This window comes from Thioalkalivibrio sp. ALRh, from assembly GCF_000381425.1.
Taxonomy (GTDB): Bacteria; Pseudomonadota; Gammaproteobacteria; order Ectothiorhodospirales; family Ectothiorhodospiraceae; genus Thioalkalivibrio.
Map to the genome: position 1 here is coordinate 985,781 of NZ_KB906519.1, position 12,872 is coordinate 998,652.

Sequence of the window (12,872 nt, forward strand, 5' to 3'; positions counted from 1 at the left end):
ACCTCCTACTTGATCTTGTCGTCCAGGTCCTCCGTATACCCCAGCAGGGTATGCGGCGGTGGCGCCTCTTTCTGGTACTTGGTGGGCGTCACGGCCTCGGTGGAATGCAGGCTCTTCCACAGCCCGACCACCATCACGAGCATCACCACCGAGAACGGCAGGCCGACGCTGATCGCCGCCGCCTGCAGGGCGGCAAGCCCCCCCGCCAGCAACAGGATCGAAGCCACGACCCCCTCGAGGATTGCCCAGTAGACCCGCTGGGTCACGGTCGGGTTGCGCACATCACCCGAGGCCAGGGTGTCGATTACCAGCGAGCCGGAGTCCGAGGAGGTGACGAAGAAGGTCACGATCAGCACCGTGGCCGCGGCCATGGCCAGCACCGCCAGCCAGTCCCAGAGCGGCATCGCCTCGATCGTCGCGAACAACGCGGTGGACACGCTCTCCTCGACCGCGCCGGAGATATTGGCCACGCCACCCACCTCGTAGCCCATCGCGGTACCGCCGAACACCGAAAGCCAGACGAAGGCAGCGGCCGTCGGCGCCAGCAGCACGCCGGCCACGAATTCACGGATCGTGCGCCCGCGCGAGACACGGGCGATGAACATGCCGACATACGGGGCCCAGGAGATCCACCAGCCCCAATAGAAGATGGTCCAGGCGGTGGCCCAGCCAGTCTCGTCGATGGTATCGGCCCACAGACTCATCTCGGGCAGGTGCTGCACGTAAACACCGGTCGACTCCACCAGCAAGCGCAGGATGAACAGTGTCGGCCCCATGATCAGCAACAGCGCGAGCAGGATCACCGCCAGCCCGATATTGAAATTGGAAAGCCGTTTGATGCCGCGATCTACCCCGAGGGCGACCGAGCCCACTGCGATCAGAGTAATGATCGCGACCAGGATGATCTGCATGGCCGTGGATTCCTCGATCCCGAACACGTAGTTCAGACCCGAGTTGATCTGCATGACCCCGAGGCCCAGCGAGGTGGCCACCCCGAACATGGTCCCGAACAGGGCCACGATGTCGATCAGGTGCCCCCAGGGGCCATAGATGCGGTCCCCGATGAACGGATAAAGCGAGGAGCGAATCAGCAGGGGCAGGTTATGCCGGTAGGCATAGTAGGCCAGCGACAGCCCAACGACGATGTAGATCGCCCAGGCATGCAGCCCCCAGTGGAAGAAGGTGTAGCGCATCGCTTCGGCCGCGGCCGCGCTGGTCTCGCCATCGGCATGCGGCGGATCCAGGTAGTGGTACATCGGCTCGGCAATGCTCCAGAACAGCAGCCCGATCCCCATGCCTGCGGAGAAGAGCATCGCGAACCACGCGGCGTAGCTGAAACGCGGCGCCTCGAACTGGTCTCCGAGCCGTATGCCCCCGTAGCGCGAGAACATCAGGTACACGGAAAAGACCAGGAAGACCGTCACGACCAGCACGTAGTACCAGCCGAGATACTCGGAGATACCGGTCTGCAGCTTCTCGAAGATGCGCTCCGCCGTGTCCGGGAAGATCGCCCCGAACAGGACGAATGCCGCGATCACGGCACTGGAGATCCAGAACACCGGGCTGCAAATGATGCCGAAGCCGGCGATCCGGGTCTGGTTCAGCCCCGGGCTTGAAGACGGTTCTTCCATGCTTGGCTCCCCTATTCTTGTGTTGCGTTCAAACGCCGCACCGGCGTGTTGGGCACACCTCGGGACCTTGCATCCCGAGCCTTCCCGTGCGCCTAACGTTCGGGGACGCGCTCAGCCGGCGAAACAGGGCCGGCGGACGACGTTCCTACCGTAGCCAATGCCCCGGCAAACTGCAAAACACTTCACGGGTCGTCCTCGCCGCCGCTGCGTGTGAGCAGGAGGCCGCGCGCCTGCCCGCACACGCGTTCGCGCTCGATCGCCCACCCCCCCTCCTCCACGAAGCCCGGGTCGACCTCCGACTCCAGTTCCGCGTAGACGCGTGCACCGAGGCTCAACCAGCCCTGGGCGGCCAGCGCGGCGAGCGTCGGGGCCACCCGGCCCTGACCAAAGGGAGGGTCGAGAAACACGACATCGAAGGGGCCGCCCTCCGGGGGCTGGCCCAGCAAACGGGCCACATCATCACACCGGATATGCACCTGGGTGGCCCCCAGGCGTTCACGGTTGGCCTCGAGCTGGGCCGCCGCCCGCGCGTCGCGCTCGACCAGCCAGACTTGACGCGCGCCCCGCGAGGCGGCCTCGAACCCCAGGGCACCCGTGCCGGCGTACAGGTCCAGCACTCGCGCCCCCGGCAGCTGCGGCTGCAGCCAGTTGAACAGGGTCTCGCGCTGGGCATCCGCGGTCGGGCGCAGCCCCCCGACGGACGGCACCGGCAACCACTGGCGGCGCCAGGCACCCCCAATGATGCGGATACGCGCGCTGCGCCCTGGCGGGCCGCGCCTAGTCTTCCTGGCCACCGACAATGACCGTGACCAGGGCCTCGGGGTTGAGACGGTCGGCCAGCTGGGTGTTCATAGTCTCCAGCTCCACCGCTTGCATGCGCTCGACATAGCGCTCCAGATAGTCATCGGAGAGTCCGTAGAAACCGATCATGCCGAGCAGGCTGACGATGTCGCTGTTGGAGGCCAGCGACAAGGGGAACGAGTTGATCACGTTCTCGCGCGAGGCCTCCATCTCTTCAGGGTCCACCCCCTCGGCGTGCCAGCGCAGGACCTGCTCGCGCAGGACCTCCACGGCCTCGTCCGTCTGGTCCACGCCCGTCTGCATATTGATCACGAACGGGCCTTCGACCGCCATCGGCTGGAAGCGGCTGTGCACCGAGTAGGCCAGCCCGCGGGCGCTGCGCACCTCCTGGAACAGGCGCGAGGTAAATCCGCCCCCGCCCAGGGCATGATTGGCCAGCGTCAGGGCGAAGTGCGCCTCGTCGCCGCGGCGCAGGGCCGGGGCCCCCATAAAGATGTGCGCCTGCTCCGACGGGAACGCGATGCGCTCCTCCACCGGCTCCTCGCGCATTGGCACCGGCGGCAACGGGTCAACTGCATCGCCACGGGGCAGCGCGGCCGAGATCCGGGCGGCCAGCTCCTCGGCCTGCTCGCGGCTTACCCCGCCGGTGATCGCCAGCGAGCCGTTCCCCGCCGCGTAGTGACGCTCGAAGAAGGCCCGGGCATCATCGCGCGTGATCGCCTCCAGCGTATCGACCTCACCACCCGGCCAGCTGCCATAGGGGTGGTCTTCATACATCAGTTCGTAGAATCGCCGGCTGGCCACCACGGCCGGTTCCTGGCGCTCGCGCTGCAGGGACTGCAGGGCCTGTCGGCGACTGCGCTCGAAATCGCCCTCGGGGAAGGCAGGGGCGGACAGCACGTCGGCCAGGGTGCCGACCGACGTCTCCATCCAGTCCGGCTCGGTCAGGGTGCGCAGGCTGACGATCGCCATATCCCGCAGGGAGCTGGTACTGAAGCGGGCGCCCACCGATTCGAAGCGTTCGGCCAGTTCGGAGGCATCCATCTCCTCGGTGCCGTGGCGCAGACCACGGGAGGTCATCATCGCCAGCCCGGGCAGATCACCATCGCGTGCCGCGCCACCATCGAAGGTCAGGCGCAGATCCACCATCGGCAGGTCCGGCGCCTCGACATACAGGACGCGCAGACCCTCGTCGGTTTCCCAGCGATCAATCTCCACCGCCTGCACCGGCATCACCAGCAGGGTCAGCGGGACCAGGGCCAGCGCCGCCAACCGGGAACGACGCGAGAGTTTCTTGAGTGCGTGCAGCATTAGTGATCCCCCTCCGGATAGCCGCCATCGAGATCCGGGGCGCCGTAAGGCCCGGGTGCCGGGGCCTCTTCGTCATCCATCGGCTGCGGGTCGAGGATCCCGACCGTGCGCCGCTCGGGCACCAGGTACTCGCGCACCACGCGCTGGACATCTTCGGCCGTCACCTCGCGTACCCGCTCCAGGAAACGATCGTTCTCCCGCCAGCCAACGCCAACGGTCTCGAGCATGCCCAGCTGGAAGGCCTGGGCACGCACGGAATCGCGTTCAAAGACCTCCGAGGCGATCACCCGCGCCTGCACGCGTTCCAGCTCTCGGTCATCCACGGGTTCCTCGGCCAGGCGATCGATCTCGTCCAGCAGGGCCTGCTCCAGGGTCTCGACATCCGTGTCCGAGGTCGGCACGGCGGCGACCATGAACAGATCGTCCAGCCTCGCGAACGGGCTGTAGCGCGCCGAGGTGGCGCTCGCCAGCTCCTGCCCCCGGACCAGTTCGCGCGCAAAGCGCGAGGCCTCGCCCGAATCCAGGATCCCGGCGGCCACCAGCAGGGCGTAGGCGTCCTCGTGCGAGTCCAGTGTATTCAGCACCGGGGTCTTCCAGCCCATCATCAGAAACGGGACCTGGGCCGGGGCCTGCACGGTTATCCGGCGCTCCCCGGCCTGCGGGGTCTCCCGGCGCGGCTTGGCCTCGGGCACGCTGCCGCTGGGGATGGCACCGAAGTGCTTCTCGGCGGCCGCGATGACCTCGTCGGCATCGACATCGCCGACGACCACGACCACCGCGTTGCTGGGGTGGTAGTAGCGGTCATACCAGTCCTGCAGATCTTCCAGGGTGTAGGCCTCGATGTCGGTCATCCAGCCGATCACGGGCTGGCCGTACGGGTGGTTGAAGAAGGCCGTCGCCATCAACTGCTCGCGCAGCAGAGAATTCGGCTGATCCTCCACACGCAGGCGCCGCTCCTCCTGCACGACCCGCAGCTCCGGACGGAACTCGTCTTCCTGCAGCTTCAGGTGCCGCATGCGCTCGGCCTCCATGGCCATCACGGTCTCCCAGTGGTCGGAGCCGATCACCTGGTGGTAGCCGGTATAGTCGCGCCCGGTAAAGGCGTTCTCGCGCCCGCCCAGGCGCGCAACGATCCGCGAGAACTCGCCCGGCTCGTACTTCTCCGAACCGCGGAACATCATGTGTTCCAGCATGTGCGAGATACCGGTGATGCCGCTGTGTTCATCGGCGGAGCCGACGCGATACCAGACCATGTTGGCCACTACCGGTGCGCGCCGGTCCTCCAGGACCAGCACGGTCAGACCGTTGTCGAGCGTGGCCTCCACCACATCCGATTCGATCTCCAGTTCCCCGGCCACGACACTGGCACTGATCAGCCAGACGGCCATCCATCCAACGAGACTTCCGAGCACTGCTCTACGCATTGCAATACGATCCCCGTGCTAGCATGAACACTTTCTACTGGACCACCTGAAACATGTTCGGTTTCCGCAAGAAGAAATCCGAAGAATCCGCCACGCCCAGCCCGGATACCACGCCGGAGGCCCCGCCGGAAACCGCGGCGGCGCCCGAGCCGGAACCCGACGCGCAACCGGCCCGTGGCGGCTGGTTCCAGCGCCTGCGCCAGGGCCTGGCCAAGACCGGCCAGGCCCTCGGCGGCGACCTCAAGAGCCTGTTCCGGCGCAAGATCGACGACGAGCTGTTCGAGGAACTGGAAGAGCGCCTGCTCCTGGCCGATGTCGGCCTGGATGCGACCCAGCGGATCATGGATCGTATCACCCGCGAGGTAAAACGGCGCGAGCTGGACAACGCCGACGCGCTGATGGACGCGCTCGAGACCGCGATGGTGGAGATCCTGGAACCGGTCTCGCGGCCGCTGGATATCCCGCAGGCCGAGCGGCCGTTTTCGATCCTGGTGGTCGGCATCAACGGTGCTGGCAAGACCACCACGATCGGCAAACTGGCGCATCGCTTCAAGGACGAGGGCCGCTCGGTGCTGCTGGCCGCCGGGGACACCTTCCGCGCGGCCGCGGTGGAACAGCTGCAGACCTGGGGGGAACGCAATGGCGTCCCGGTAATCGCCCAGGGGACCGGGGCCGACTCGGCCTCCGTGGTCTACGACGGCCTCCAGGCCGCCCAGGCGCGCAAGACCGATATCCTGATCGCCGATACCGCCGGACGCCTGCACACCCAGACCAACCTGATGGACGAAGTGCGCAAGGTGAAGCGCGTGATGGGCCGGCTGGACGAAAGCGCCCCGGACGAGGTGCTGCTGGTGGTCGACGGCGGCACCGGCCAGAACGCGCTGAGCCAGGCACGGCAGTTCCACGAGGCCCTGGGGCTGAACGGGATCGTGGTCACCAAGCTGGACGGGACCGCCAAGGGCGGCGTTCTGTTCGCGCTGGCCGAGCAACTGGGGGTACCGGTGCGCTTTATCGGCGTGGGCGAGAAGGCCGAAGACCTGCAGCGCTTCGATGCCCGCGCGTTCGTGCGCGCTCTCCTGGGTCGCGAGGATAGCCAGTCGGCATGATCCAGTTGCAGCGCGTAACCAAGCGCTTTGGCAGCGCGGCCGATGCGCTGTCCAATGTCAGCCTGCGCGTGGATGCCGGCGCGATGGCCTTTGTCACCGGCCCGTCCGGGGCCGGCAAGAGTACGCTGCTGCGCCTGATCGCCGGTCTGGAACGCCCGACCCGCGGCCGCATCCGCGTGAACGGGCACGAACTGGACCGCCTGTCGGCTCGGGCCATCCCGCGCTTTCGCCGCAGCATCGGCCTGGTCTTCCAGGATCACCGCCTGCTGTTCGACCGCCCCGTGTTCGACAACGTCGCCCTGCCGCTGGAGATCCTGGCCTACCGTCGCCCGGAGATGCGCAAGCGGGTGCGCGCGGCGCTGGACAAGGTCGGGTTGCTGCACAAGGAGACGGTCAACCCGCGCACCCTGTCCGCAGGGGAGCAGCAACGCGTCGGCATCGCCCGGGCCATCGTGCACCGGCCGGTACTGCTGCTTGCGGACGAGCCGACCGGCAACCTGGACCCGGCCCTTTCGGAGGAGATCCTCGCGCTGTTCGACGACTTCAACCGCGTCGGCATGACCGCCCTGATCGCGAGCCATGACCAGGAACTGATCGGCCGCATGGGCAAACCGGTGCTGCACCTGGAAAATGGCCGCATCGAGGCTCGCGGCGGGGCGAGCGCATGAGACCCGGGCGCCGCCTGATTGATGCCCTACCGGCCTGGCTGGACAGCCACCGCGATGCCGCCCGGCGCAGTCTTGGCCGGCGACTGCAGGCCCCGGTCCTGAGCCTGATCACCATCGCGGTACTGGGCTTCATCCTCGCGCTCCCTGCCTATCTCTGGGTCCTGCTGGACAACGCGCGCGCCCTGTCGGCGCATGTCGACCACGACCCGCGCATCGCGCTCTATCTCGATCATGTCGACGAAGAGACGGCCGGGCGGCTCGAGGATGCGCTGGACGATGACGAACGTGTCGCTCGCTGGGAGCGCATCGACGCCGACACCGCACTGGGTGCCTACCGCGACAGCCTGCCGGACCCGGAACTGCTCGACTGGCTGGAGGACAACCCGTTACCGGACGTGATTGACGTCGTTCCCGCCAGCACCCAGCCGGATACGGTGGCGGCGTTGCGTGACGACCTGCGGGCGTTGGCGCCCGAGGCCGGGGTAGTCGCCGACGACGAGTGGGTGCGCCAACTCAACAGCCTGCACGAGCTGGGCCTGCGCATCCTGTCCGTGGTTGCCGCGCTGCTGGGGCTCGGCGCCGTACTGATCCTGGCGCTCGCCACCGCCTCGGAACTGCGCGAGCGCCAGGAAGAAATCGCGATCTCGCGCATCAGTGGCGCCACCCACCGGTTTCTGCGCCGCCCGTCGCTCTACGGGGGTGTGCTGACCGGGTTCGGTGGGGGTGTCTTCAGCGTTATCCTGCTGCTGGTGGGGGTCGCGCTGAGTCGCGAACCGCTGACCGAGGCGGCTGCCGCATTCGACCTGGAGTTCACCCTGCGCCTGCCGCATGCCGGGGATCTGCTGGGCCTGATCGTGGTGGGCCTGATACTGGGCTGGCTGGGCGCCCGACTGGGCAGCGGCCACGCGCTGCGCGACGCGCCTTGAGCGCATGCGAAACAGCAATAACTCCCGGAACTTTCAGCGGGTTTAGCACTCTACTGAAACGAGTGCTAATCTCTGGCTTTATTCTCAGGAGGCATCCATCACGATGAACAGCAAGGCCCTGGCAACCGTGCATGCAGACCTGCCCGTTCCCGTCGGGAACCTGGACCATTACATGCAGGCGGTCAGCCGGATCGAGGTTCTGGACCCGGAACACGAGCGCGAACTCGCCCGGTCGCTGCAAGAACGCAGCGACCTGGACGCGGCGCGCCAGCTGATCCTGCACAACCTGCGCTTCGTCGTGCATGTGGCCCGCGGCTACCAGGGCTACGGCCTGCCCCTGGGCGACCTGATCCAGGAAGGTAATGTCGGCCTGATGAAGGCCGTGCGGCGCTTCGACCCGAACCAGGGGGTGCGCCTGGTCTCGTTCGCGGTGCACTGGATCCGCGCCGAGATCCACGAGTTCATCCTGCGCAACTGGCGCATTGTGAAGGTGGCGACGACCAAGGCGCAGCGCAAGCTGTTCTTCAACCTGCGCAGCGCCAAGCAGCGCCTCGGCTGGATGTCGAACGACGAGGTCTCGGCGGTCGCCAGGGACCTCGGGGTATCCGAGAATGACGTCTGGGAGATGGAACGGCGCCTGTCCAGTCAGGACGCGAGCTTTGATCCCGCGCCCGATAGCGACGACGAGCACAGCTACCTGGCCCCGGCCCAGCGGCTGAGCCTCGAGGACATGAGCGACGACCCGGCGCAGGTGGCCGAGGACGAGGACTGGGACCGCCATTACCAGGAGCGGCTGGCAAGCACTCTGGGCGAGCTGGACGAACGCTCCCGCGACATCCTGGCGCGCCGCTACATGAGCGAGCCCAAAGCGACGTTGCATGAACTGGCGGCCGAGTATGGCGTCTCCGCCGAGCGCATCCGACAGATCGAGAACAACGCGATCAAGCGCATCCGCACCGCGTTCGCCGACTGATTCGCTACCTAGGCAACCCCCCAACGAAAAAGGCCCCGACCGCTTATGCGATCGGGGCCTTTTTGATGGCTTCCGGCGCCGCTCACGCGGCGCACGGGAATCCCTGGCTCAGCCGCCGAACAGGATCACCGAGAAGAAGCTGATCCAGGACCAGATGATCAGGGCGGCAGTGAACGTCAACGGGAAGTTCGCAAAGGTAAACCACTCACGCATAGCCAAAGCCCTCAACACACATCGATTTAAGAATGGGTAAAGGTTAAGCGGCAGGAGGCCCCGGCGCAAGTTTCCGGATCAGCGCGGTCGGTCTTCCGGGCGCTGCGTCTCCCTGGAAGTCTGGTCCTTCTCGTCGTCTTCGGTAGTCGGGATCCGCGGATCATCGTCATCCATCAGGATACGGTGCGCCGGACCCTCGAGGTCATCGTACTGACCCGACCGTATCGCCCACAGCAGGACCATCCCCACGACCAGGGCAAACAGCATCGCCAGCGGGATCAACAGGTAAAGAATCGACATGGCGACCAGTCTACTCGTCCTGCGCCGAGCCTCAACCCGGGGGCGAGGCAGACGCCTCGGCAGGCGCACGACTGGCGTGCTCGCGCGGAGCGGCCACACGGTCGCGCCCCGGACGCAGACGCAGGGCATTGCCCACCACCAGCAGGGAACTCATCGACATCCCCAACGCGGCCAGCCAGGGCGTGAGCAGGCCGGCAGCGGCAAACGGCAGGGCGACTGCATTGTAGCCGATGGCCCAGGCAATGTTCTGGCGCACGATTCGCGTCGTGCGGCGGGCCTGATCCAGTGCTTCCGGCAACCGATCCAGGCGGTCGGAAGTTAGCACGAGATCGGCCTGGGTCTGCGCCAGACGGGTACCACCACCCATGGCCAGGGAGACATCCGCCCCCGCGAGCACCGGCGCGTCGTTGATTCCCTCCCCGGCCATCAGCACGGTGCGGCCCTCAGCCTGGAGGTCGCGTACATGGCGCAGCTTGTCCTCCGGCGTCAGGCCGCCATGGAACCGGTCGATACCCAGGTGCTCAGCGAAGCGCTGCCCCGCCTCCGGACGGTCGCCGGTCAGGAGTATCACCTCGAGCCCGCGCGCGCGCAGCGTCGCGACCGTCTCGGCCGCCTCGGGTCGTGGCGTGTCGGCGAGCCAGAAGGTCGCAACCGGCTGACCATCCACCACCAGCCAGACCGGCGAGGCGAACGGACTATCCGCCGGGGCCTCGGCGGCCGGAGGGTCCGCTTGCGACAGCATTCCGCGCCCCCCGATCGCCACCTCGCGCCCGTCAATCTGGCCGACCAGTCCACTGCCCGGCTCGTTATGGACGGCCCGGGCAGCCACGCCGGGGGCGGGCACGGCCTCACGGAAGGCCCGCGATAGAGGGTGTTCCGAATGGGCCTCCAGCGCCGCGGCCCACGTGCGCCAGTCCTGCCCTGGTGGCGGCGCCACATGATCCTGCTGTGCCACGAGGCGCGGGCGGCCCTCGGTCAGGGTGCCCGTCTTGTCGAGGCAGACGGTATCGACACGCGCCAGGGCCTCCAGGGTGCGGCCGCGCGTTACCAGGAGCCCCAGGCGTGACAGCGTGCCCGTGGTCGCGGTGAGCGCGACGGGTGTTGCCAGCGCCAATGCGCAGGGACAGGTGGCGACCAGCATCGCCACCATCACCCACAGCGCCCGGCTGGGGTCGATCCAGGCATACCAGACGAGGCCTGCGAGGGCGGTCAGGAGCAGGACCGCCCCGACAAACCAGCCGGTCCCGGTCTCGGCGAGACGGGCGATCCGGGGTTTCTCGCTCTGCGCGCGATCGAGCAGGCGCTGGATCGCGGCCAGCGTGGTCTCGGCGCCGACGCGGCGGACCTCCACGACCAGCGGCCCATCGACATTGACGGTGCCGCCCACGACTTCGTCGCCCGCGGCAACCGGCTCGGGATCCGGTTCGCCAGTCAGCAAGGCACGGTTAATGGTGGAACGCCCCTGGGCGACCACGCCATCGGCCGGGACCGACTCTCCGGGCCGGACGCGTACACGGTCGCCGGGGCTCAGGTCGCCAAGGGCCACGGGCTCCTCCTGGCCGCCGGCATCCAGTCGATGGGCCAGGGCCGGCACCAGTCGATCCAGGCGATCGATGGCCTGGCTCGCATGCTGTCGCGCGATCAACTCGAGGTAGCGACTGGTCAGCAGGAAGAAGACAAACATGACGACCGACTCGAAGTAGACATGCTCGCCGGTCCCGAGCAGGACCGCGTAAAGACTGGCCAAGTAGGTCACGATGATCGCCAGGCTCACCGGAACATCCATGCCGAGCCTTCGCTGGCGCAGATCGCGCCATGCGCTCTGGTAGAACGGGATAGCCGAGTAGAAGACCACAGGGGTAGTCAGGGCCGCTGCCACCCAGCGCATGAACTGCATCAGGTCGGCGTGCTGGGCGTCGTCCTCGCCCAGCCAGATGGCCAGGGCCAGCATCATCACCTGCATCATGCCGAGCGCGGCCACCCCGATCCGGCGCAGCGCCACACCGCGTTCGCGGGCGATCGCCTTCTCGCGGGTGCCCGGATCGTACGGGTGGGCGTGGTAACCGATATCGCGGATCGCCTTGAGGATCGCGGACAGGGCGATGCGCTCCGGGTCCCAGACCAGGCGGGCGCGATGGGTCGAGTAGTTGATGCTGAAGGCGATCACGCCCGGCAGGGACTGCACATGGCGCTCGTTCAACCAGACGCAGGCGGCGCAGGTGATCCCCTCGAGGATCAGTGCGGCCTCGAGCCGGGGGCCGCCGCTGGTGGCGGCGTCTGATGCCGGTGTCACGAACGAGCGCTGGACGGCCTCGGTATCGAAGAGTTCGAGCTCCCGCAGCTCGTCGGGGACCAGGGGTTCGCCGGCCTGCCCGGGCGGCGCCGGACGATGGTGATAGTAAGCGCCCAGGCCGCGCTCGATGATCGCGCCGGCGACGGCCTGGCAGCCGGGACAGCAGGTTGACTGCTCGCGTCCCTCGAACAGGACCGGGTAATGCGCACCGCCCGGAATCGGCAGACCACAGTGAAAACAGCCACCACCCGTGTCAGCGGGCGTGGCCGTGGAATCGGGCTCGGGGCGTGATCCGCTCACCGGCGGTCGGCGAGATTAGCTGGACTGGCCGCGAACGCGGGTGCGCGCCTGCTGTTCGACCAGCTGGCCGTCGTGTTCGATATGGAAGCGCAGGTCCCAGCGCCCCGGCGATGGCAGTGACAGCTCGACCTGATAGAGCCCTTCACCGATCGACTGCATCTCGAAGGCCTGGTCGCGGCGTTCGTCGGCGACCCACATGAACAGGCCACTGATATCGGCATCGGAGATCGGACGCCCCTCGGCATCCAGGACTTCCACCTGGAAGGTGGCGCTCTCCCCTTCGACCGGGGTTTCCACCCAGCCCTGGCGCACCTGCCAGCCCAGTTCGCGCTGTTCCTGGAGCCGCGTCATGCGGTGCACGGCGAGGGCCTCGTCGCGCTCCTGGATGCCGCCGACCGTCCCGGGGAAGGCCGAGGTCACGCGCTCGGCCGGCGTCTCGGGCTCGGGCAGCAGGGTGCCGATAAAGCGCTCCGGCATGCCGTTGTGGGCGAGCGTGATCAGGACCGCCTGGACCGACGCGATGATCGTAAAAAAGCCGACAATCACCAGCGGGGCCCAGTGCAGGCTGAACGATCCCTTCTGTCCGTCCTCGGCTTCCGCCTCCTTCTGGGTGAGGATGATGCCCAGCCCGTAGGGCACGATGATGTACAGCGCGAGATGGATCGCGAACACATCCGCGCCCTGCCAGGTGAGGATGGAGGTCGGGATGAACACGAACAGCATGATCGCCACCACCACGGCGGCCGTGTTGTAGGCGCGCAGACGGGTGAACTTGTAGATCAGCGCAAACAGCAGCGCGAGCGCGGCGCTGCCCAGTCCAAGGGAGATGACGAGATTGCTCATGATGTCTTCATCGTGTCGTTCCGGCGCAGCAGGGTATCACTCGGTTGGCGGCGCGCCAGTTTCGCCAGCCGGATTGTCGTATC

Annotated in this window: 11 protein-coding genes; 4 read left to right on the plus strand and 7 right to left on the minus strand. The window is 67.3% G+C overall.

The genetic code is table 11. The features are described from left to right. Positions 1-5 precede the first annotated feature (5 nt). The 4 genes from F791_RS0104730 to F791_RS0104745 all read right to left on the minus strand — a co-directional run bounded on the left by F791_RS0104730 (position 6) and on the right by F791_RS0104745 (position 5,131). A complete protein-coding gene (locus F791_RS0104730; RefSeq protein WP_018994508.1) occupies positions 6-1,631 on the minus strand; it encodes a BCCT family transporter in 1,626 nt (541 codons plus the stop codon). Between the two features lie 182 nt (positions 1,632-1,813). Continuing rightward, complete coding sequence (gene rsmD, locus F791_RS0104735) at positions 1,814-2,380, minus strand: 16S rRNA (guanine(966)-N(2))-methyltransferase RsmD (protein ID WP_255349322.1); 567 nt, start codon at positions 2,378-2,380, stop codon at positions 1,814-1,816. A gap of 28 nt (positions 2,381-2,408) precedes the next feature. Further along, complete coding sequence (locus tag F791_RS0104740; protein WP_018138230.1) at positions 2,409-3,743, minus strand: pitrilysin family protein; 1,335 nt, start codon at positions 3,741-3,743, stop codon at positions 2,409-2,411. Then, positions 3,743-5,131, minus strand: a complete 1,389-nt coding sequence (locus F791_RS0104745; RefSeq protein ID WP_018994507.1) for a pitrilysin family protein — start codon at positions 5,129-5,131, stop codon at positions 3,743-3,745. Before F791_RS0104745 ends, F791_RS0104740 begins: the two co-directional genes overlap by 1 nt. A gap of 89 nt (positions 5,132-5,220) precedes the next feature. Between F791_RS0104745 and ftsY the strand changes: the two genes are divergently transcribed. The 4 genes from ftsY (at position 5,221) to rpoH (ending at position 8,840) form a co-directional block, all read left to right on the plus strand. After that, positions 5,221-6,273: a signal recognition particle-docking protein FtsY gene (gene ftsY / locus F791_RS0104750; RefSeq protein WP_018994506.1), complete on the plus strand. Its 1,053-nt coding sequence runs from the start codon at positions 5,221-5,223 to the stop codon at positions 6,271-6,273. After that, a complete protein-coding gene (gene ftsE, locus F791_RS0104755) occupies positions 6,270-6,941 on the plus strand; it encodes a cell division ATP-binding protein FtsE (protein WP_018138227.1) in 672 nt (223 codons plus the stop codon). Before ftsY ends, ftsE begins: the two co-directional genes overlap by 4 nt. Next, the gene (locus F791_RS0104760) at positions 6,938-7,867 is read left to right on the plus strand and encodes an ABC transporter permease (protein ID WP_018138226.1); all 930 of its coding nucleotides are present in this window, start codon (positions 6,938-6,940) and stop codon (positions 7,865-7,867) included. The genes ftsE and F791_RS0104760 overlap by 4 nt, the downstream gene beginning before the upstream one ends. A gap of 103 nt (positions 7,868-7,970) precedes the next feature. Continuing rightward, on the plus strand, positions 7,971-8,840 hold the full coding sequence (gene rpoH, locus F791_RS0104765; RefSeq protein WP_018138225.1) for an RNA polymerase sigma factor RpoH: 870 nt from the start codon (positions 7,971-7,973) through the stop codon (positions 8,838-8,840). 291 nt (positions 8,841-9,131) lie between these two features. Here rpoH and ccoS read toward each other — a convergent pair whose 3' ends face one another. Genes ccoS through F791_RS0104785 form a run of 3 tightly spaced genes read right to left on the minus strand, consistent with a single transcriptional unit; the run spans position 9,132 to position 12,789 of the window. Next, complete coding sequence (gene ccoS / locus F791_RS0104775) at positions 9,132-9,353, minus strand: cbb3-type cytochrome oxidase assembly protein CcoS (RefSeq protein ID WP_018138224.1); 222 nt, start codon at positions 9,351-9,353, stop codon at positions 9,132-9,134. 31 nt (positions 9,354-9,384) lie between these two features. Continuing rightward, positions 9,385-11,946, minus strand: a complete 2,562-nt coding sequence (locus tag F791_RS0104780; protein WP_018994504.1) for a heavy metal translocating P-type ATPase — start codon at positions 11,944-11,946, stop codon at positions 9,385-9,387. A 15-nt stretch (positions 11,947-11,961) separates the two neighbouring features. Further along, complete coding sequence (locus F791_RS0104785) at positions 11,962-12,789, minus strand: FixH family protein (RefSeq protein ID WP_018138222.1); 828 nt, start codon at positions 12,787-12,789, stop codon at positions 11,962-11,964. Between the last annotated feature and the right edge of the window lie 83 nt (positions 12,790-12,872).

Coding starts and splice junctions, on each gene's coding strand:
- F791_RS0104730 (WP_018994508.1), bottom strand. CDS start 1,631: ATGGAAGAACCGTCTTCAAGCCCGGGGCTGAACCAGACCCGGATCGCC.
- F791_RS0104740 (WP_018138230.1), bottom strand. CDS start 3,743: ATGCTGCACGCACTCAAGAAACTCTCGCGTCGTTCCCGGTTGGCGGCG.
- F791_RS0104745 (WP_018994507.1), bottom strand. CDS start 5,131: ATGGCCGTCTGGCTGATCAGTGCCAGTGTCGTGGCCGGGGAACTGGAG.
- ftsY (WP_018994506.1), top strand. CDS start 5,221: ATGTTCGGTTTCCGCAAGAAGAAATCCGAAGAATCCGCCACGCCCAGC.
- ftsE (WP_018138227.1), top strand. CDS start 6,270: ATGATCCAGTTGCAGCGCGTAACCAAGCGCTTTGGCAGCGCGGCCGAT.
- F791_RS0104760 (WP_018138226.1), top strand. CDS start 6,938: ATGAGACCCGGGCGCCGCCTGATTGATGCCCTACCGGCCTGGCTGGAC.
- rpoH (WP_018138225.1), top strand. CDS start 7,971: ATGAACAGCAAGGCCCTGGCAACCGTGCATGCAGACCTGCCCGTTCCC.
- ccoS (WP_018138224.1), bottom strand. CDS start 9,353: ATGTCGATTCTTTACCTGTTGATCCCGCTGGCGATGCTGTTTGCCCTG.
- F791_RS0104785 (WP_018138222.1), bottom strand. CDS start 12,789: ATGAGCAATCTCGTCATCTCCCTTGGACTGGGCAGCGCCGCGCTCGCG.